Genomic DNA, 19,455 nt, shown 5'->3' with positions numbered 1-19,455 from the left:
CCGCACCCTCGACAAGGAGATGTTCCGATGCGCCGCACCCTGATGATCGCCACGGCCACCGCGCTGCTGGCCCTGACCTCCACCGCCTCCGCCCGCGATACCCGCGTCGAGCAGTCCCTGCAGGAGCTGATCAGCTCGCAGGCTGCCAAGGACGCCGGCATCGACGGCAGCGTGCGCTTTTACCTGGCCGGACAGCCGGTGAGCGTGCAGCAGCGCCTGGGCGAAGACGTGACCAACAAGAAGACCAACGCCGCCAACAAGAGCGACGCCGAGGCCTGCCGCTGGGTTGCGCTGTCGGCGCTGCGCGCGCTGCAGGACGGCGCCAGGTCGCGCGGCGCCAACGCCGTGGTCGACATCGTCAGCTACTACAAGAAGAACGAGTTCAAGAGCAGCACCAATTACGAGTGCTACGCCGGCACCATCCTCGCCGGTGTCGCGCTGAAGGGCACCTACGCCAAGGTCAAGTAAGCGCCCGTGTGGCGGCGGCGTTGGCTGAACGTCGCCGCCACATTGCTGAACCCCGCAGGGGAAACGCCGCCGATCGCGCCGCCATCGTCGGCTGACGGCTTTCCCCGGTGTCGGCTTTCCGACACAATCATGGCTCTTCCCGGGTTATCGTCCCGCGGACATGCACGCCTACGTCTATAAAAGCCAACTCAAGCCGGACACCTACGTCTACGTTCCCCGACGCGATGATTTCAGCGCGCTGCCTGCGCCGCTGCTCACCTCGCTGGGTACGCTTGCCTTCGTCCTGGAGGTTGCCCTGGATGCCCAGCGCCGCCTGGCCCAGGCCGATCCCGAAAAGGTCCGCAGCGAAATGAGCGAACGCGGGTTCTACCTGCAGGTGCCGCCGTCGGTGGCCAGCCTGATGCCGCGACACTATGACTGACACCTCCCGACCGCGCGCCCTGTCGATCGCCTTCGCCGTGGGTGCCGTGCTGGCGCTGGGCGCCGCCGTGGGCGGTGTGCCGGGTGCCATCCTTGCCGCACTGGCGCAGCCGGCGTTTGCGCTGGGTGTGTCGTGGTGGCGTCGCAGCCGTGCGCTGCTGCCGCTGAAGGTGGTCGCACGCCAGGACCTGCCCGCGCTGCTGGCATTGTGGGCGGCCGCGCCGCTGTTGCTGGCGCTGCTGCTGGCCTGGCCGCTGGCGGCACTGCGTGACAGCGGCAGCCTGGCGGCAGTGCTGGGCCTGAGCGTGCTGGTCAGCGCCGGCCTGCTGGCGGCCTGGCGCACCTGGCCGTTGTGGAACGATGTCGAGCGCCTCGATGGCAGCCTTGCCCAGCACTGGCAGGCGCTGGCCGGGCGCGACCTGACCGCCTGGCGTGGCCTCGGCGTGGCTGCGTTGGTGATCGCACTGGCCGCACTGGTGGTGCTGCCGGCCTGGCCGGGCCTGTTGCCGGAAAGTGCACGCTGGCCCGCCGCACTGGCGGTCGTGCTGCTGTCGCCGGTGTTGCACCTGCTGCTGCAGCGGGTGGCGCCCGCGCCGCTGGTGTCGCTGCGTCCCAGCCCGTTCGCAGCGGCCAGCAGCGAACAGGAACCGATGTTCCCCGCTGCGGCCGAAACCGCGCCGCTGGAGGCGATGGCGCCGCAGGAACTGACACCGGCGCTGTATGAAGCCGCGCGCCAGGGCCGCATCGACCGGGGCCTGCAGCTGCTGCAGGCCGGTGCCGATCCGTATGCGCTGCCGGACCCGAACTGGCGTGACCAGCGCAGCCTGGCGGTGCTGGCCGCGGTGCTGCCGGACCTGCGCCTGCTGCGCGAACTGATTGCCCGCGGCGTCGATGTGAATGCGCCGCACCGGGGCATGACCCCGCTGCTGGCCGCGACCCGCGACAGCTGGCATGGCCGCCCCGAAGCGGTGATGACCCTGCTCGCCAACGGCGCCGATTCGCGCGCCACCGACAGTGATGGCAACACCCCGCTGCACCATGCCGCACGCAGTTCCGACCCGGGCGTGGCCGCGCTGCTGCGCGATGCCGCCGCTGAAGTCGATGCGCTGAACCGCGAGGGCTGGTCGCCGCTGGCGGTGGCCTGCCAGGTCGGCAACTGGCGCCTGGCCCGCTTCCTGCTCGAACGCGGTGCACGCAGCGAACCGGCCGAAGGCACCCCAGTGCTGCTGGCCGCTGCCGCCACCGAGGACGACGATCCGGCTGGCGTGCAGCTGCTGCTCAAGCACAAGGCACGGGCCGATGCGCGTGATCGCCAGCGCCGCAGTGCGTTGCACGAGGCGGCCCTGGCCGGCCACGTGGAGATCATCGGCGTGCTGCTCGGCGCGGGTGCCAATCTGGAAGCGCGCGATGCACTGGGGCGCACGCCATGGCTGGAAGCGGCCCGTGCCGGTCGTGCCGCCGTGGTCGAGCACCTGCTGCCGCACAAGCCGGACCTGGTCGCGGTGGACGGCGAAGGCCGCAATGCGGTGCAGCTGGCAGCGATGGCCGAGGATGTCTCGCCGCTGCTGATCAAGCGCCTGGTCGAGCTGGGCATCGCCGCCGATGCGGCTGATCCGGTCGGCCGCCGCGCGGTGGACTACGCCGCTGAAGCCGGCCGCTGGGCGATCGTCGCCCTGCTGGACCCGTCCTATCCGTTGCCGGCCGCCGTCAGTGATGGCCTGGCCGAGCGCGGCGAAGCCGCCAGCGCCAGCGGCCTGCTGCCGGACCGTCCGCCGCTGACCCTGCTGCGCGAAGCACTGGGCTTCGGCAACACCGAAGGCATGACCGCGCTGGCCAGGTTGTGCCAGCCGGAAGAACTGGGCGGCCTGCTGCTCGATCCGGAGCTGGCACTGGAGCCGCGCGCGGTCGATTGGCTGCTGGGCCACGGCGCCGATCCCTATGTGCGTGACGCCTGCGCCGACACGCCGATGTTCGCGCTGCTGTCGCGCGGCATCGATGCGGTGCCAGCGCTGCAGGTGATGCTGCAGCGTGGCCTGTCGCCGGCGGGCCGTGGCGGCCTGGCGCGCTTCCTTGCCGCCTGTGCACAGCACGACCAGGCCGCCCGTGGCCTGGAGCAGCTGGCGCTGGAACTGCTGGAGCGTGGCGCCGATCCATTCGCCGCCTCGCCGGCGGGTGACCCGCCGTTGTCGCTGGCAGTGCGCCTGGGCTGGCTCCGCCTGCAGCAGGCCCTGCTGAAGGCCGGCGTCGATCGCGAAGCGCGCGACAGCCACGGCATGACCGCCTTGCATCTGGCCACCGCGCTGGCCCGCGAAGGTGCACTGAAGCTGCTGGTGCAGCACGGTGCCTCGCCGGAAGCCCGTGCCGCCGACGGCCAGACGCCGCTGGGCGTAGCGTTGTCGATCGGTCGCCGTGACCTGGCCGACTGGCTGGACTGGCGGGTGTGGCCGTTGCCGCGCCGTACCCTGCGCGAGGCCGATCTGCCGGCCGCCGCGATGGCCGGTGATGTGGACGCCGTGCGCCGCCTGATCGATCTGGGGTTCGCCGTCGACGCGGTCGATGCACAGGGCTGCACCGCGCTGCTGCGTGCGGCCGGTGGTGGCCATCTGGCGGTGACCGACCTGCTGCTGGCGCGTGGCGCCGATCCGCAGCACGCCGCGGCCAGTGGTGCGACGCCGCTGTCGGCGGCGGTCAGCATGCGCCAGGTGGATATCGTGTCGGCCCTGCTCGATGCCGGCGCCAAGCTGGAACACCGCCTGCCGGGTGGGGTGACCGTGCTGATGCTGGCCTCGGCGCTGGGCCTGCCGGACATCGTCGCGCGCCTGCTCACTGCGGGTGCCGACGTGCATGCCGGTGACGCGCAGCAGCTGGGGCCGCTGCATTGCGCTGCCCTGTACGGCTTCAGTGCGCGCGACCGCTCGCGCCTGCTGGCCCTGCTCGACACCCTGCTGCTGGCCGGTGCCGAACCGGACCAGGCCGCTGCCGGTTCGGTCACGCCGCTGCTGCTGCTGCTGGGCGCACGCGCCGAGCCGGGTACCGCCTGCGACGAGCAGGTGGTGATGGCGGCGGTAGAGCGCCTGCTGGATGAGGACGTCAGCATGGACGTGCGCGATCCGCGCGGCTTCGGCCCGCTGCATCTGGCCGCGCTGCATGGATTGCCGCTGCTGGTGCAGCGCCTGCTGCGCGCCGGTGCCGATCCGGAAGTGCGCGACAGCCTCAACCGCAGCCCGCGCGAGATCGCAGTGATGCGCGGCTTCATCGACGTCGCTGGCGAGTTCGAACCGCGCGTGCCAGGTGTTTCGTCGATGGCGCGGTTCCTGCGCGACAACGGCTGAGAGGCCGGGGTCGGATCCCTTTCCAACGGAAAGGGCTCTGACCCCAATATCGCGCCATCCACGCATGGCGTGGATCTACTGCCGGAATCCGCAGCGGGTGGGTGCCGACCGTTGGTCGGCACGCCTACTCGCCGTCGCTCTCCGCGTCGGCCTCGAACAGGTGCATCAGGTCGTTGCGTGCATCGCGCGAGGTCTGGATCACCGCGGCCTCGTCGTCGTACACCAGGTACTGGTCGCGCAGCAGTTGTTCGTCATGCTCGCGGAAGCGCTGCACATGGCGCTCGGCCACGTCCGGTGCCACGCCCAGCGCGGTCAGCACGCGCCCGCTCATCTCCAGGCTGGTGCCGAACACTTCGCGGAACGGCTCGGCCGACATGTCCATCAGGCGCCACGCATGCTGGCGGTTGCGTGCACGCGCCAGCACCTTCGCGTCCGGGTACAGCCGGCGTACCATGCGCACCGCGCGCAGGTTGGTCTCCGGGTCATCCACGGTGATCACGAACACATCGATGTGTTCACCGCCCGCAGCGCGCAGCATCTCCGGCCGGGTCGGGTCGCCGTAGTACAGCTGGTTGCCGAAGCGGCGCAGGTCGGCCACGGTGTCCGGGTTCGCCTCCAGCGCGACGAACGGCACCTTCTGCGCGGTCAGCAGGCGTGCAATTACCTGGCCGAAGCGTCCCATGCCGGCGATCAGCACCTTGGGCCGGTTGTCCGGCGCCACCTTGTCGGCCTCGGCCGCCTGGCGCGGTGCGGCCTTTTCCTGGCCGAGCAACCTGAGCAGCGCGATCATCAGCAGCGGCGTGATCGCCATCGACAGGCCGACGATCGCCACCAGCCGGTCGTGGTTGGCGTTGCCCAGCAGGTGCGCGCGCTGCGCTTCGTTGAACACCACGAAGGCGAATTCGCCGCCCAGCCAGAGCACGCTGCCCAGCAGCAGCGACTGCCGTGAACTGAGTTTGGCGATACGCCCGATTGCGTACAGCAGGCCGAACTTGACCACCAGCAGGATCGCCACGCCGGCCGCGATCAGCCACGGCTCGGCCGCGATGCGGTCGAGGTCGATGCCCATGCCGACCGCGATGAAGAACAGGCCCAGCAGCAGGCCCTTGAACGGCTCGATCTGCGCTTCCAGTTCGTGCCGGAACTCCGAATCGGACAGCAGCACGCCGGCCAGGAACGCGCCCAGGCTGGGGCTGAGGCCGGCTTCCTGCATGAACCAGGCGGTGCCGAGCACCACCAGCAGGGCGGTGGCGGTGAACACTTCCGGGCTGCGGGTGCGCGCGATGATGCTGAACACCTTGCGCAGCACCGGTCGCCCGCACAGGATCACCAGTGCCAGCGCGCCCAGCGCCACCATCGCATCCTCGATGCGCAGGGTCTCGTTCTTCACCCCGCCCAGCAGCGGGATGGCCGCCAACAGTGGGATCGCGATCAGGTCCTGGAACAGCAGGATGGCAAAGCCCAGCCGGCCATGGTCGCTGTTGATCGCCTTGTGCTCGGACAGCAGCTGCAGGCCGACCGCGGTGGACGACAGCGCCAGTGCAACGCCCACCACCAGTGCGCTCTTCCACTGGAAATGGTCGAGCAGCAGCAGGCCGCCCAGCACCAGCCCGGACAGCGCCACCTGCGCCGCACCGGCACCGAACACCGAGCGCCGCATCACCTTCAGGCGCGCCGGCGACAGTTCCAGGCCGATCACGAACAGCAGCATCACCACGCCGATCTCGGCGGCGCCGAGGATGCGGTCGGCGTCCTGCACGAAGCCCAGTCCGTCCGGGCCCAGCACCACGCCGGCCGCCAGGTAGCCCAGTACCGCGCCGAAGCCGAACTTCTTGAACACCGGCACGGCGATGACCGCCGCCAGCAGCAGCACCAGGGCCAGTTCCAGACCACCGCTATGCATGGGAATACCTGGTCATCGGGGGAGCCCGCTGCGCGTCCGTTCGGGTGGGGAAGGGCGTGGCGAGCGCCACCACGACATTATGCGCGCCGGTCTGTGTACGCACGAGAACAACCGGCCGGGCTTCGGCGCGGGGCGGCCGGGTTGACCTGCATGGCCCACGGGTCCAGACTGCCCGCCGCTGGCGGCGCGTCCGTCGGCATACGCATCCCGGAGTCCCCAACCCATGTCCAGCGACAGTAGAAGTCGACCTCGTTCGACGCCAGCGATGGCCACCGCCTGACATCGGGACGGTTTGCCTGCGTTGGCGTTGCGCGAGGTCGCACCCCCACAAGGCAAAACCGATGAACCAGAAGCAATTGCTGCGCCCGGTGGCCGATGCCGCCGCACTGGCCGCACCGCTGGCGAACTACAACACCGCTGACGCGGTGGAATTCCTCAACACGCTGGAACTGACCCGCGCCGCGGAAACGCTGGCTGCGCTGCCGTTGCCGCGTGCAGTGAAAATGCTCGAAGCGCCGGAGCTGCACCGCAGCGGTGAGCTGGTGGCCGCGCTGCCACCGGCGCGGGCTGCGGCTCTGCTGGGCCTGATGGCCGACGACCGCGCCACCGACATCGTCCACGAGCTGGACGAAGAAGAGCGCGCGCGGCTGATCCCACTGCTGGGCACCGACGCCCGCCAGGCCATCCAGAAGCTGCTCAGCTACCCGCCGAACACGGCCGGTGCGCTGATGACCACCGAGTACGTGGCGGTGCCTGCCAGCTGGACCGTGGCGCAGACCCTGCAGCACATCCGCCAGGTCGAGCGCACCCGCGAGACGGTGTACGCGATCTACGTGCTGGAGCCGGCCAGCCAGCAGCTGCAGCAGGTGGTGACCATGCGCCGGCTGATCACCGGCCTGCCCGAGGAATCGATCCTGGACGTGGCCCAGGTCAATCCGCCGGTGACGGTGGATGCGCTGATGGACCAGGAAGAAGTGGCACGGCTGATCCGCCGCCACGACCTGCTGGCGATCCCCGTGGTCGACGCGCAGCAGCAGATGCTCGGTATCGTCACCGTGGACGACGTGCTCGATGCGCTGATCGAGGAATCCACCGAGGACGCGCACAAGTTCGGCGGCATGGAAGCGCTGGACAAGCCGTACATGCAGATCGGCTTCTTCGAGATGCTGCGCAAGCGCGCCGGCTGGCTGAGCGTGCTGTTCCTGGGCGAGATGCTGACCGCCAGCGCGATGCAGCACTACGAAGACGAACTGGCACGCGCGGTGGTGCTGACCCTGTTCATCCCGCTGATCATGAGCTCGGGCGGCAACTCTGGCTCGCAGGCCACCTCGCTGCTGATCCGCAGCCTGGCGCTGCGCGAACTGCGCCTGCGCGACTGGTGGAAGGTGGCCCTGCGCGAGATCCCGACCGGCATGGTGCTGGGCGCGATCCTTGGCTGCCTGGCCATCGTGCGTATCGTGATCTGGCAGCTGGGCGGCCTGCACGACTACGGCGAGCACTGGATCCTGCTGGCGATCACCATCGGTGCGGCGCTGGTCGGCATCGTCACCTTCGGTTCGCTGTCCGGCTCGATGCTGCCCTTCATCCTGAAGCGGCTCGGCTTCGATCCAGCCAGCGCCTCGGCCCCGTTCGTAGCCACCCTGGTGGACGTGACCGGCCTGGTGATCTACTTCAGCATCGCCGCGATGATCCTGCACGGCACGCTGCTGTAAGCCGGAACCACCGTGCTCCGGTAGGTGCCGACCTTGGTCGGCACGCAGAACAAAAAGGGGACGGAGGGGATTAAGTCGTTTGTGCACAAACGACTTAATCCCCTCCGTCCCCTTTTTTGGGTACCGTAGGCGCATGAGTACCTACCACCTGCAGTCCGTGTTCCGTCCGCAGTCGGTTGCGGTGATCGGCGGCAGCCCGCGCGAGCGCTCGGCCGGGCGCGCGGTGATGCGCAACCTGCGCGGCACCGGCTTCCCCGGCAAGGTGGCGTGGATCAATCCGCGGCATGCCGAGATCGATGGCATCCGCACGGTCAAGCGGCTGAAAGACCTGGACTGGGTGCCCGACCTGGTGGTGATCACCGCACCGGCAGCGATCGTGCCGCAGGTGGTGCGCACCGCCGCCGAACGTGGCGTGCAGGCGGCAATCATCCTCACCGCGCACCTGGGCGAAGGCCCGGGCTCGCCGTCGGCACAGGTGGAAGCGGTGGCGCGCAAGCATGGCCTGCGCATCCTCGGCCCGCACTGCCTGGGCGTGATCGCACCGCATGCACGGCTCAACGCCAGCATCGCCGCGCACTTCCCGCAGGCAGGTGACCTCGCGCTGATCTCCGAATCCTCGGCCATTGCCGCCGCGCTGGTGGAATGGGGCGTGGCACGCTCGGTCGGCTTCTCCGCCGTGGTCTCGCTGGGCGACACGATGGACGTCGACTTCGGCGATCTGCTCGACTACTTCGCCACCGACTACCGCACCCGCGCCATCCTGCTCTATGTCGAGCAGATCAAGGATGCGCGCAAATTCATGTCGGCTGCGCGTGCCGCCGCCCGCGCCAAGCCGGTGGTGGTGGTGAAGTCTGGCCGCGCCGAGCGCGTGCAGCCGGGCAGCCGCGATACCCATGTGCAGGCCCTCGCCCGCGCCGATGATGTGTACGGTGCAGCGTTCAACCGCGCCGGCCTGCTGCGCGTCAGCGCGCTGGACGAACTGTTCACTGCTGCCGAATCACTGGGCCGGTTGGGGACCTTCCCCGGTCGCCGCCTGGCCATCCTCAGCAATGGTGGCGGTGTCGGTCGCCTTGCCGTGGACCAGCTGATCGCATTGCGTGGCACGCTGGCCAACCTGTCCGACAGCACCATCGAGAAACTCGACGCGGTGCTGCCACAGGGCTGGTCGCGCAACAATCCGGTCGACATCGTGGTCGACGCCGATGGTGACCGCTATGCCGCGGCCATCGAGGCGCTGCTGGCCGACAACGAGAACGACGCGGTGATGGTGGTGAACGTGCCGACCGCGTTCACCTCATCGGCGGACGCCGCGCAGGCGCTCACCCGCACGCTCGGCCTGCGCCCGCGCCATCATCGCGACAAGCCGGTGTTCGCGGTGTGGCTGGGCAACGACGACCAGGCTACCGCCACGCTCAACGCGGCACGCGTGCCGACCTATCCGACCGAGGCCGAAGCCGTACGTGGCTTCCAGCACCTGGTGCGCTACCGCGAAGCGCAGAACGCGTTGATGGAAACGCCGCCCAGCCTGCCGCAGGACTTCAGCGTCGACACGGCCGCCGCGCGCACGCTGGTCGATGCCGCACTGGCCAACGGCCAGCAGTGGCTGGACCCGCTGGCCACGCATGAACTGCTCAAGGCCTATGGCATTCCCTCCGCGCCGGTGATGCACGCGCGTGATGCGCACGAGGCGATGGACCTGGCGCAACCGCTGCTGGAGCGCGGTGCCACGGTCGCGCTGAAGATTCTCTCGCCGGATATTCCGCACAAGTCGGAAGTGGATGGTGTGCGCCTCAACCTGTCCACGCTGCCGGCGGTGCAGAGCGCGGCCAACGCGATCCTGTCGCGTGCGCGCCAGCTGCGGCCGGATGCGCGCATCGACGGCCTGCTGGTGCAGCCGACCATCGTGCGTCCGAAGGCGCGTGAGCTGATCGTCGGCATTGCCGATGACGCAACGTTCGGCCCGGTGATCGTGGTCGGTCGTGGCGGTACCGCGGTCGAAGTGATCAACGACAAGGCGCTGGCGCTGCCACCGCTGGACCTGCGCCTGGCCCACGAGCTGATCGGCCAGACGCGTGCCTCGCGCATCCTGAAGGCCTACGGTGATGTGCCCGCCGCCGACGAGCGTGCACTGGCACTGGCGCTGGTCAAGCTGGCACAGCTGGCCGCCGACATTCCCGAAGTGCGCACGCTGGACATCAATCCGCTGCTGGTCGACGGCAAGGGCATCCTTGCCCTCGACGCGCGCGTGGCGGTGGCGCCGTCGCGCATCCTGCACAAGGGCCGCGGCCACCCGCGTTTCTCGGTGTTCCCATACCCGAAGGAGTGGGAGCGCACCATCGAACTGTCCGATGGCGGCCGTGCCTTCGTGCGCCCGGTGCGGCCGGAGGACGACGCATTGTTCCGCGCGTTCTTCGCTCGTGTCAGCGACGAGGACCTGCGCCTGCGCTTCTTCCAGTCGGTGAAGCACTTCAGCCACGAGTTCATCGCGCGCCTGACCCAGCTCGACTACGCACGCTCGATCGCGCTGGTGGCGATCGAACCGCGCAGTGGCGAAATGCTGGGCGCGGTACGCCTGCACGCCGATGCCGATTACCACCGTGGCGAGTACGGCATCCTGATCCGCTCGGACCTGAAGGGCCACGGCATCGGCTGGCGGTTGATGGCGATCATGATCGAGTACGCCAAGTGGCTGGGCCTGGACGTGGTCGAAGGCCAGGTGCTGCGCGAGAACAGCACCATGCTGGCGATGTGCCAGAGCCTGGGCTTCAAGACGAAGCTGGACCCGGACGATCCGACGGTGATGATGGTGACCCTGCCGGTGCAGCAGGTCGAGGTGCCCGACGTGCCGCCGGCGGCGTGATCCGCGCTCGACGATGCACCGGTCTCACCGCATCGGTTCCACCACCACCGCCGTGCCATAGCACAGCACCTCGGTCAGCCCGGTCATCACATCGGTGGCGTCGTAGCGCATGCCGATGATCGCGTTGGCACCCAGCTGCCGCGCGTGCTTGACCATGTCGCGGTAGGTCTCCTCGCGGGCCTGTTCGCACAGCTCGGTGTAGATGGTGATGTTGCCACCGAAGAGCGTCTGGATGCCGCCCAGGAAGTTGCCGACGATCGAACGCGAGCGCACGGTGATGCCACGCACCACGCCGAGGTTGCGCACGACGCGATGGCCGGGCAGTTCGAAGGCGGTGGTGACCAGCGCATCGTCGAAGCGCAGTGCCGGCGGGGAGGGGGTGCCGCTGTTGTAGGGGTCTGCCATGGTCGCGTCCGTGTCGCTGCCTTCTGTAGAGTCGAGCCATGCTCGACTGGCTGTGCTCGACTCTACAACGCAATCGCCCGTTGCGGCATGGTTCCGTCACCGTGCTGGCGCGACAATAGCCCCATGACCGACCGTATCCCCCTGTTGCTGCTGCCCGGCCTGCTCAACGATGCCGAGCTGTGGCGCGCGCAGCTGGCCGACCTGGCCGATATCGCCGACTGCACCGTGGGCGACCAGACCCGTGGTGAGACCCTGCAGGCGGTGGCCGAGGACGTGCTGGCGCAGGCACCGGAGCGCTTTGCGCTGGCCGGGTTCTCGCTGGGTGGCTTCGTGGCCCAGCAGATCCTGCGCATCGCGCCGGAGCGGGTACTGCAGCTGGCGCTGATCGACACCTCGATCCATGCCGACTCACCCGAGCGCGCCGAGCAGCGCCGCAGCCAGCGCGCCAGCGTGCGCCTGCCGGGGAAATTCCACGGCTTCGGTGATGTGCTGATGCGCAGCTACATCGATGCTTCGCGGCTGGACGACTACGTGCTGGTGCAGCGCGTGCGCGACATGACCGCGCGGTTGGGCGCTGAAGTGTTCCTGCGCCAGAGCGCGCTGGAGCGCCGCGATGGCCATGACGTGCTGGCCGGTTACCGCGATCCGCTGCTGATCGTGTGCGGCGCGAACGATCGCATCACGCCGCTGGCGGTGAGCGAGGAGATGCACGCGATGGTGCCGCACTCGCAGCTGGTGGTGGTGCCCGACTGCGGGCACCTGGCACCGATGGAGAAGCCGGACGAGGTCAGTGCGGCGATGCGTGGGTGGTTGCTGCAAGGCGGGAGGCAGCCCTGACGTTGGTAGGTGCCGACCTTGGTCGGCACGGTGTCTCATCGATCGATCCGACGTCTGCGCCGACCAAGGTCGGCGCCTACCAGGGCAGTTGCGTGCCGTCGTTGGAATCAATCCCAGGCCGGGGCAATTCCTTCGGGGTTGGCCAGGCGATGGCCGCGATCCAGCTTGGCGATCTGTGCCATGTCTTCGTCGGTCAGGCGGATCGCTGCCGCTTCCAGGTTGCTCGACAGGTTCTCGCGCCTGGTCGACGACGGGATCACCGAGAAGCCCTGCTGCAGCGCCCAGGCCAGTGCGATCTGCGCCGGCGTGGCCTGGTGGCGGCCGGCAATGGCCTGGATCACCGGGTCCTTGATCACCTCGCCATAGGCCAGGCTCATGTAGGCGGTGACGTGGATGCCGTTGTCCTGCAGGAACTTCACCAGCAGGCGGTTCTGCAGGTAAGGGTGGACTTCGATCTGGTTGGTGGCGATGGCATCGGCACCGAGGATGCCGATCGCCTTGCGGGTCTGCGCGATGGTGAAGTTCGAGATGCCGATCTCACGGGTCAGGCCCTGCGCCTTGGCTTCGGCCAGTGCGGTCAGGTACTCCTCCATCGGCACGTCGACCTGGTCGTTCGGCGAGGGCCAGTGGATCAGCGCCAGATCCACCTGGTCGGTGCGGAGCTTTTCCAGGCTGGTGCGCAGGCTGGCCAGCAGCGCATCGCGCTTGAACGCAGTGATCCAGACCTTGGTGGTCAGGTAGATCTCATCGCGCGGCACGCCGGAGTCGGCGATGGCCTGGCCGACTTCGGCTTCGTTGCCGTAGATCTGCGCGGTATCGATGGCGCGGTAGCCGACCGCCAGCGCGTTGCGCACGGAGTCGATCACGGTCTGGTCTTTCAGGCGGAAGGTGCCGAGACCGAAGGCGGGGACAGTCATGGGGGGCTCCAGCAGAGGGGGAGGGAGGCGGGAATATCCGGCAAAGGGTAGGCCAGTGACCGCGTGCATGCCGGCAACGGTGCATTGCATCACCGTGTATGACCGCGAGGCCGCTGCCAGCCAGCGACCGGCACGGCCCCTATGGTGGGTGCGGACCGTTGGTCCGCACGGATTCTGCTGCCGGCCGCTGGCCGGCAACCGCATCAATCAGGCCGCGCGTGCCAGCCCGCCCTTCACCGCCGCCGTGGTCGACAGATCGAACACGTCCACCGCATCGATCAACCGGTTCGCCTGCTGCTCCAGGCTGCGCGCGGCGGCGCTGGCCTCTTCCACCAGCGCGGCGTTCTGCTGGGTGGTGCCGTCCATCTGGATCACGGTCTGGCTGACCTGTTCGATGCCCGCGCTCTGCTCCTGCGAGGCTGCGGAGATCTCGGCCATGATGTCGGTCACGCGCTGCACCGATGCAACGATCTCGGCCATGGTGTCGCCGGCCTCGCGCACGCGCTGCGCGCCATGGCCGACCTGTTCCACCGAGGCTTCGATCAGTGACTTGATCTCCTTCGCGGCCGCCGCCGAGCGCTGCGCCAGTGTGCGCACTTCGCTGGCGACCACCGCGAAGCCGCGGCCCTGTTCACCGGCGCGCGCCGCCTCCACCGCGGCATTCAGCGCCAGGATGTTGGTCTGGAACGCGATGCCATCGATCACGCTGATGATCTCGGCGATCTGCCGCGACGAGGTTTCGATCGCGCCCATCGTTGCCACTACCTGGCCGACCACGCTGCCACCGTGCGAGGCGACCGTATGCGCGCCGATTGCCAGCTGGTTGGCCTGGCGCGCATGTTCGGCGTTCTGGCGCACGGTGGAGGTCAGTTCCTCCATCGACGCCGCCGTCTCTTCCAGGTTGGCGGCCTGCTGTTCGGTGCGGCGCGACAGGTCATTGTTGCCGGCGGCGATCTCCGCCGCAGCGGTGTGGATGTTGCCGGAGGCGTGCTTGATGTCGGTGACGATGGTCGCCAGCTGCGCGGCGGTGGTATTGGCATCGCCGGCAATACGCGCGAACACGCCCTGGAAATCCCCGTGCATGCGCGCGCCGAGGCGTCCATCGGCGATCGCGCGCAGCATGCTGGAGACCTCGCCCAGGTTCAGCTCTGTGGTCTGCATCAGGCGGTTCAGGCCCTCGACCATCGCGCGGAAATCATGCTCGAAGCGGGCACTGTCGCCACGCTGGCTGAAGTCACCGGCGGCCGCCGCTTCGGCCAGGCGGCGGATTTCGCCGTTGATCGCGCCGAGGTTGTGCTTGACCGCATCCAGCGCTTCGGTGATCACGGCCTTCTCGCCGGGCAGGCGCTCCATGTCCTGACTGAGGTCGCCGACGGCGTAGCGGCCCATGATCGAGATCGCGCGCATCTTGACCTGGATGTGCGCGTCGACCAGCGTGTTGCAGTCCGCCACCATGGTGCCGAACGCGCCGGGGAAGGCTCCGGCGTCCATGCGATGGCTGATGGTGCCGGCGTCGTGCGCCCGCGCCATCGCGGTCTGTGCATCCAGCACGCTGCGCAGCGTGGATTGCACCGCCTGCATGGCCTGCGCGAGGCGACCGATCTCGTCGCGGCTGCGCACCTGCACCACGTGCTGCAGGTCACCGGCAGCCACCGCGCGCGCCGCCGCTTCCACTGCCAGCACCGGCTGCACCACCGCACGCCGCAGCCACCAGGCCAGGCCCATCAGCAGCAGTACGGCGGCCAGCACGGTCAGCGCAGCGCACAGCAGCAGGGTCTGCCGCGCCTGCTGCGAGCGTGTCGACAGCGCCGCTTCGGCCACCTGCGTGGCGTGCGTGCTCAGGGCGTCCAGTGCCGCCGCCACCGGACGATCCTTGCCGCGCACGAGGGTGTCGCCGGCGGCGGGATCGTAGCTGGCCTCGGCAAACGCCTGCAGCGCCGCGTGATAGTCCTGCTGCAACTGTGCGTGCAGGCCGATGAACGCCTGCGCCAGTTCACGCGTGCGCGCGTCCGGGCTGGTCACCAGGCCCTTGGCAAGTTGTTCGACCAGGCGGCCTTCGCTGTCGAAGACCTCCAGGTGGCGCTGACGCAACGCGTCTTCGTGGCCGCGCAGCAGCACGTTCTTCCATTCCTGCACCTGGCCGCGGAATTCACGCTGCAGGCGTTCGGCATCGCGGCTGTGCGCGACTTCGGGCGGAACCTCGGTGGACAACTTCAACCAGGCGGAGGCCAGGCCCGCCAGAGCGCACAGCAGGACCACGGCCAGACCAACAGAAACCGCGCCGAGCAGCTTGGACTGCAGGCGCGGAGCACGGACAGACGCATTCATGGGGAAGAACTCTCGGGAAGGGGCACTGCGGTATCGACCCGTCGCGCACGCGCTGAAGTGCGACGCGCATCACATTCGCGTTTCGTTTAGCGATGTGAAGAAACTATTTCATAGGACAAATGTGTCCATATGGAACGAATGCGGACCCTCGACAGGAGAATTAAATGTAACTATTGTTGTTACATGAAATCCGCGAACCCGCTCTCCGATGCCCTGCACGTGATGGCGCACCTGGTCGGCCAATCCGCCCCGCGCACCTCCGAGCAGCTGGCATCGTGCCTGCCGACCCACCCGGTGGTGATCCGCCGCCTGCTGGCGCAGCTGCACAAGGCCGGCCTGGTGCACAGTGCCCGCGGCCATGGGGGCGGCAGCCAGCTGGCCCGCGACGCCGCAGCCATCACCCTGCATGACATCTACCTGGCGGTGGGCGCACCGCCGCTGGTGCAGGTCGGTACCCGCGATACGGGCGGCGGCTGCCCGATCCAGCAGCTGGTCAACAGTGCCCTGCTGGAGGGCGCACGCGAGGCGCAGCGGCTGCTCGAACAGCGCCTGCAGGCGACCACGCTGGACCAGCTCGGCGCCGATTTCGCCCGCCATCTCGCCCATCACCGTTCCCTGGAAGGTCATCATGAATCCTGATGTGCTCATCGTCGGCGGCAGCTATGCCGGCATCGCCGCCGGCCTGATCCTGGCCCGTGCCCGTCGCCCAGTCACCGTGATCGACGCCGGTTCGCCGCGCAACCGCTTCGCCAGCCATTCGCACGGGGTACTGGGGCTGGATGGCATCAGCGGCGCCGAGCTGCTGAAAACCGCGCGCCAGCAGCTGCTGGACTACCCCAGCGTGCGCTGGGTGCATGCCGAAGCCGTGCAGGCCACCGCCAGCGCCGATGGCGTGGAAGTGCGCACCGCCGATGGCCAGGTGCTGGCTGCGCGCAAGCTGCTGCTGGCCAGCGGCATCGCCGACCAGCTGCCGGACCTGCCCGGACTGGCCGAGCGCTGGGGTAGCACCGTGCTGCACTGCCCCTACTGCCACGGTTATGAGGTGGGTGGTGGTGCCATCGGCCTGCTCGGCGGCCATCCGATGTCGGCCAGCAAGGCGCCGCTGTTCGCCGACTGGGGCAATGTCACCTTCTTCAGCCAGGGCCTGCCGATCACCGACGAGGAGCAGGCGGCCATGCAGCAGCGCGGCGTGCAGATCGAGACCTCACCGGTGCTGGGGGTGCAGGGCGACCAGCCGACCTGGCTGGAAGTGGAGCTGGCCGATGGCCGCCGCATCGCCCAGCGTGCGCTGTTCGTGCCAGCCACCCAGGCGATGGCCACGCCGCTGGTGCAGCAGCTCGGCTGCACGCTGGCCGAGAGCCCGCTGGGCGTGCTGATCGAGGTCGATGCGATGAAGCAGACCTCGGTGCCGAACGTGTATGCCGCAGGCGATGCGACCACGGTCGGCAACATCACCCTGGCCACCGCCGAAGGCGTGCGTGCGGGGATCGGCATGCACCATGCGCTGGTGGGCGAAGACAGCGTGCCGCGCTGAACCTCTCGGGGTCAGATCCCTTTCGCAGAAAGGGCTCTGACCCCCGGCATGACGTGCTGCTCTGGTAGAGGCCGACCTCGGTCGGCGCAGTTCCATCCACGCATGGCGAGGATCTACTGCAGAGCGGTCGCGCGCGATTGAGGCGCGGTGGGTGCCGGCCTTGGCCGGCACCGCTCCATCATCCCTTCACGCACAGCACCTGGCGCAGGGTGTGCACCACGTCGACCAGGTCCAGCTGTGCGGCCATTACATCGTCGATCGACTTGTACGCGGCCGGCGACTCATCCAGCACGCCGCTGTCCTTGCGGCATTCCACGTGCGCGGTGGCCTCGCGGTGCTGGGCCAGCGTGATCTGCTGGCGCGCAGCGCCACGGCTCATTACCCGGCCGGCACCGTGGCTGCAGCTGTGGAAGCTGTCCGCGTTGCCCTTGCCACGCACGATGTAGCTGCGCGTGCCCATGCTGCCGGGAATGATGCCCAGCTCGCCCTCGCGGGCGCTCACTGCACCCTTGCGCGTCACCAGCAGTTCCTGGCCGTGGTGCGTCTCCTTCTGCACGTAGTTGTGGTGGCAGTTCACCGCCATCGCTGCCAGCTGGAACTTCGGCAACCGGTGGCGCATTTCGGCCAGCACCCGCGACATCATCGCCTCGCGGTTCTGCCGGGCGTAGTCCTGCGCCCACGACACCGCTTCAACGTAGTCATCGAACAGCGGCTCGCCTTCCATGAAGAACGCCAGGTCCTTGTCCGGCAGGTGGAAGCCGAGCACGCGCCGGGCCAGTTCCTCGCGCGCCTTCTCGATGAAGTACGTGCCGATCAGGTTGCCGGTGCCACGCGATCCGCTGTGCAGCATCACCCACACCGTATCCGTCTCGTCCAGGCACAGTTCGATGAAGTGATTGCCGCCGCCCAGCGTACCCAGCTGGCGGTCGAGCTTGTCGGTGCGGATCCTGCGGTGCCTGTCCTTGATCTTCTCCAGGCCGGCGGCCAGCCCGGACTGCACCAGCCGGGTGTGGATGCTGTCCGGCATGCGCTGATGCTCGCCGCCGCGCCCGTTGCCGACCGGGATGCTGCGCTCGATGCTGTTGCGCAGCTGCCGCAGGTCATCGGGCAGGTCATTGGCGCGCAGCGTGGTACGCACGGCGGCCATGCCGCAGCCGATGTCGACGCCGACCGCGGCCGGGATGATCGCACCGCGGGTCGGGATCACCGAGCCCACGGTCGCGCCCTTGCCCAGGTGCACGTCCGGCATCACGGCCACCCACGGCCCGACGAACGGGATCGCGGCGATGTTGCGCAGCTGCTCATGCGCCTGCGCTTCCAGCGGCACACCGTTGACCCAGCCCTTGATCGGCGTGGTGCCCTCGGCGTGCAGCCATTGATAGTTGTGTTGAGTGTCCATGTCTTCGTCTATGTCCTTGATGGGCCGGTGGCGCGTCCCTGCGCCACCGCTACCCCCTACCTGATCGTCACCAGCTGCTTCAGCACGCCATCCAGGCCGCCGAACACGGTGAGCTTGTCGATCTTCTCGGTGACCTTCTCCAGCGCCTCCAGCTCCTTCAAGCGCATCAGCACCGGGTTGTCCTCGATCAGCTTTGCGGTGTTGAGCTGCGAACGCGTGGCGTTGGCCTCCTCGCGACGGCGGATCACGCTGGCCTGGGCCTGCTTCTCGGCCAGCACCACACCGTTGAGGATCTCCTTCATCTCGCCCGGCAGGATCACGTCCTTGATGCCCACGCCGAGCAACCGTACGCCGTGGCCCTCGATCGCCGCCTGCACATGGGCGGCAATCTCGCCGTCCAGTGCCGCCTTGTCACCCAGCAGCTCGTCCAGGCTGCGTGCGGCAATCGCCTGGCGCAGGCCGAACTGCAGCTGCCGATAGACGAACTCATCGGCATTGCTGAGCGTGCGGTGTGCACGCACCGGGTCGACCACCTGCACGGTCGCAGCCAGGTTCACCCGCAGGGTCACCTTGTCGCGGCTGAGCAGTTCCTGGCCGGACACGTCCAGCGAGCGCGCACGCAGCTCCACGCGCTCCACCGATACGTTGCCGTTGAAGTTCCAGAACGCGTGCAGGCCGGCGTCCAGCGTCTGCCGCAGCGTGCCATCGATGAACAGCAGGCCGACCGACTCGCTCGGCACGGTGCTGATCACCGCCACACGCGGCAGCACGCCCAGCTGGCCCAGGCGCTGCTGCACGTCCGCCGGAATGCGCGGCTCGTCACCCAGCGCCATCACGCGTACCTGGGTGTCGACCGAACCCCGCCAGTACAGACGGCGGCTGCCCGGCGGCAGCACTTCATCGATGCGGCCATTGCGCAGCAACAGGCCGACTTCGGCAGCACCGACGTTGGCCAACACGAAGTGCGTGTCCAGCCGTGCGCCCAGCGCCTCGATCAGGCTGTCCTGGTCGCTGCCGGTGTAGGCCGCGCCCTTCGATGCAGTGTGGATGTCCACGTGCGGGCGGCCGCCGAACGGCGACAGGCGGTGCACGCCCGGCAGCAGGATCTGCTGGAAACGACGGTTGCGATACACCAGGCCGCGCTCGCCGTCGCCGATCACGACCTTGATGGTCCAGAACATGGGAGTCTCTCCTTGTATGGCTCTGGTGGTTCGACCCGTTGCGGATGAATCGCCATGACCCGGGTCGATCAGGTCGTGGCGAGGCCGCCTGCACACCACGTGCAGGCAGCGGAAGAGGGCGGCCACCGGCGGACGGTCCGCGCACGGAGCCTTCGGTGC

Annotated in this window: 14 protein-coding genes; 8 read left to right on the top strand and 6 right to left on the bottom strand. The window is 68.7% G+C overall.

All coding sequences use genetic code 11. From position 1 onward, the window contains the following. Positions 1-27: 27 nt before the first annotated feature. From ACZK1G_RS21660 to ACZK1G_RS21650, 3 genes are all read left to right on the top strand, one after another. Entirely contained in the window at positions 28-468 is a 441-nt protein-coding gene (locus ACZK1G_RS21660; protein WP_049447010.1) for a hypothetical protein, read from the top strand. A gap of 160 nt (positions 469-628) precedes the next feature. After that, positions 629-889: a YcgL domain-containing protein gene (locus ACZK1G_RS21655; RefSeq protein ID WP_014648833.1), complete on the top strand. Its 261-nt coding sequence runs from the start codon at positions 629-631 to the stop codon at positions 887-889. After that, positions 882-4,220, top strand: coding sequence for an ankyrin repeat domain-containing protein (locus tag ACZK1G_RS21650; protein ID WP_101766298.1), 3,339 nt, complete (start codon positions 882-884; stop codon positions 4,218-4,220). The genes ACZK1G_RS21655 and ACZK1G_RS21650 overlap by 8 nt, the downstream gene beginning before the upstream one ends. Before the next feature lie 124 nt (positions 4,221-4,344). Here the strand turns inward: ACZK1G_RS21650 and ACZK1G_RS21645 are convergent, their stop codons facing one another. Next, complete coding sequence (locus tag ACZK1G_RS21645; protein ID WP_101766297.1) at positions 4,345-6,123, bottom strand: monovalent cation:proton antiporter-2 (CPA2) family protein; 1,779 nt, start codon at positions 6,121-6,123, stop codon at positions 4,345-4,347. Between the two features lie 341 nt (positions 6,124-6,464). Between ACZK1G_RS21645 and mgtE the strand changes: the two genes are divergently transcribed. Next, positions 6,465-7,835: a magnesium transporter gene (mgtE, locus tag ACZK1G_RS21640; RefSeq protein ID WP_014038917.1), complete on the top strand. Its 1,371-nt coding sequence runs from the start codon at positions 6,465-6,467 to the stop codon at positions 7,833-7,835. 133 nt (positions 7,836-7,968) lie between these two features. Next, on the top strand, positions 7,969-10,695 hold the full coding sequence (locus ACZK1G_RS21635; protein WP_101766296.1) for a bifunctional acetate--CoA ligase family protein/GNAT family N-acetyltransferase: 2,727 nt from the start codon (positions 7,969-7,971) through the stop codon (positions 10,693-10,695). A gap of 24 nt (positions 10,696-10,719) precedes the next feature. On the opposite strand, the gene ACZK1G_RS21630 is transcribed toward ACZK1G_RS21635, so the two are convergent. After that, entirely contained in the window at positions 10,720-11,100 is a 381-nt protein-coding gene (locus ACZK1G_RS21630; RefSeq protein WP_014038915.1) for a YbjQ family protein, read from the bottom strand. Between the two features lie 123 nt (positions 11,101-11,223). Between ACZK1G_RS21630 and ACZK1G_RS21625 the strand changes: the two genes are divergently transcribed. Beyond that, on the top strand, positions 11,224-11,937 hold the full coding sequence (locus ACZK1G_RS21625) for an alpha/beta fold hydrolase (RefSeq protein ID WP_101766295.1): 714 nt from the start codon (positions 11,224-11,226) through the stop codon (positions 11,935-11,937). Positions 11,938-12,044: 107 nt separating this feature from the next. Here the strand turns inward: ACZK1G_RS21625 and dkgB are convergent, their stop codons facing one another. Then, entirely contained in the window at positions 12,045-12,854 is an 810-nt protein-coding gene (dkgB, locus tag ACZK1G_RS21620) for a 2,5-didehydrogluconate reductase DkgB (protein WP_101766294.1), read from the bottom strand. A gap of 207 nt (positions 12,855-13,061) precedes the next feature. Then, on the bottom strand, positions 13,062-15,182 hold the full coding sequence (locus ACZK1G_RS21615; RefSeq protein ID WP_101766293.1) for a methyl-accepting chemotaxis protein: 2,121 nt from the start codon (positions 15,180-15,182) through the stop codon (positions 13,062-13,064). Between the two features lie 183 nt (positions 15,183-15,365). Between ACZK1G_RS21615 and ACZK1G_RS21610 the strand changes: the two genes are divergently transcribed. Both ACZK1G_RS21610 and ACZK1G_RS21605 read left to right on the top strand, forming a co-directional pair. Next, positions 15,366-15,821 (top strand): Rrf2 family transcriptional regulator, encoded by a 456-nt coding sequence (locus ACZK1G_RS21610; protein WP_014038911.1) that lies wholly within the window; start codon positions 15,366-15,368, stop codon positions 15,819-15,821. Beyond that, positions 15,811-16,716, top strand: a complete 906-nt coding sequence (locus ACZK1G_RS21605) for an NAD(P)/FAD-dependent oxidoreductase (protein WP_101766292.1) — start codon at positions 15,811-15,813, stop codon at positions 16,714-16,716. The genes ACZK1G_RS21610 and ACZK1G_RS21605 overlap by 11 nt, the downstream gene beginning before the upstream one ends. Positions 16,717-16,894: 178 nt before the next feature. On the opposite strand, the gene ACZK1G_RS21600 is transcribed toward ACZK1G_RS21605, so the two are convergent. Both ACZK1G_RS21600 and ACZK1G_RS21595 read right to left on the bottom strand, forming a co-directional pair. Further along, entirely contained in the window at positions 16,895-18,115 is a 1,221-nt protein-coding gene (locus tag ACZK1G_RS21600; protein ID WP_049413214.1) for an RtcB family protein, read from the bottom strand. Positions 18,116-18,171: 56 nt separating this feature from the next. Then, on the bottom strand, positions 18,172-19,296 hold the full coding sequence (locus tag ACZK1G_RS21595) for a slipin family protein (protein ID WP_101766291.1): 1,125 nt from the start codon (positions 19,294-19,296) through the stop codon (positions 18,172-18,174). Positions 19,297-19,455 lie beyond the last annotated feature (159 nt).

Source organism: Stenotrophomonas sp. 109824_Sma, assembly GCF_056480025.1.
Note: the sequence above shows the minus strand (reverse complement) of the source record. Positions and strands in the feature narration are given on the sequence as shown.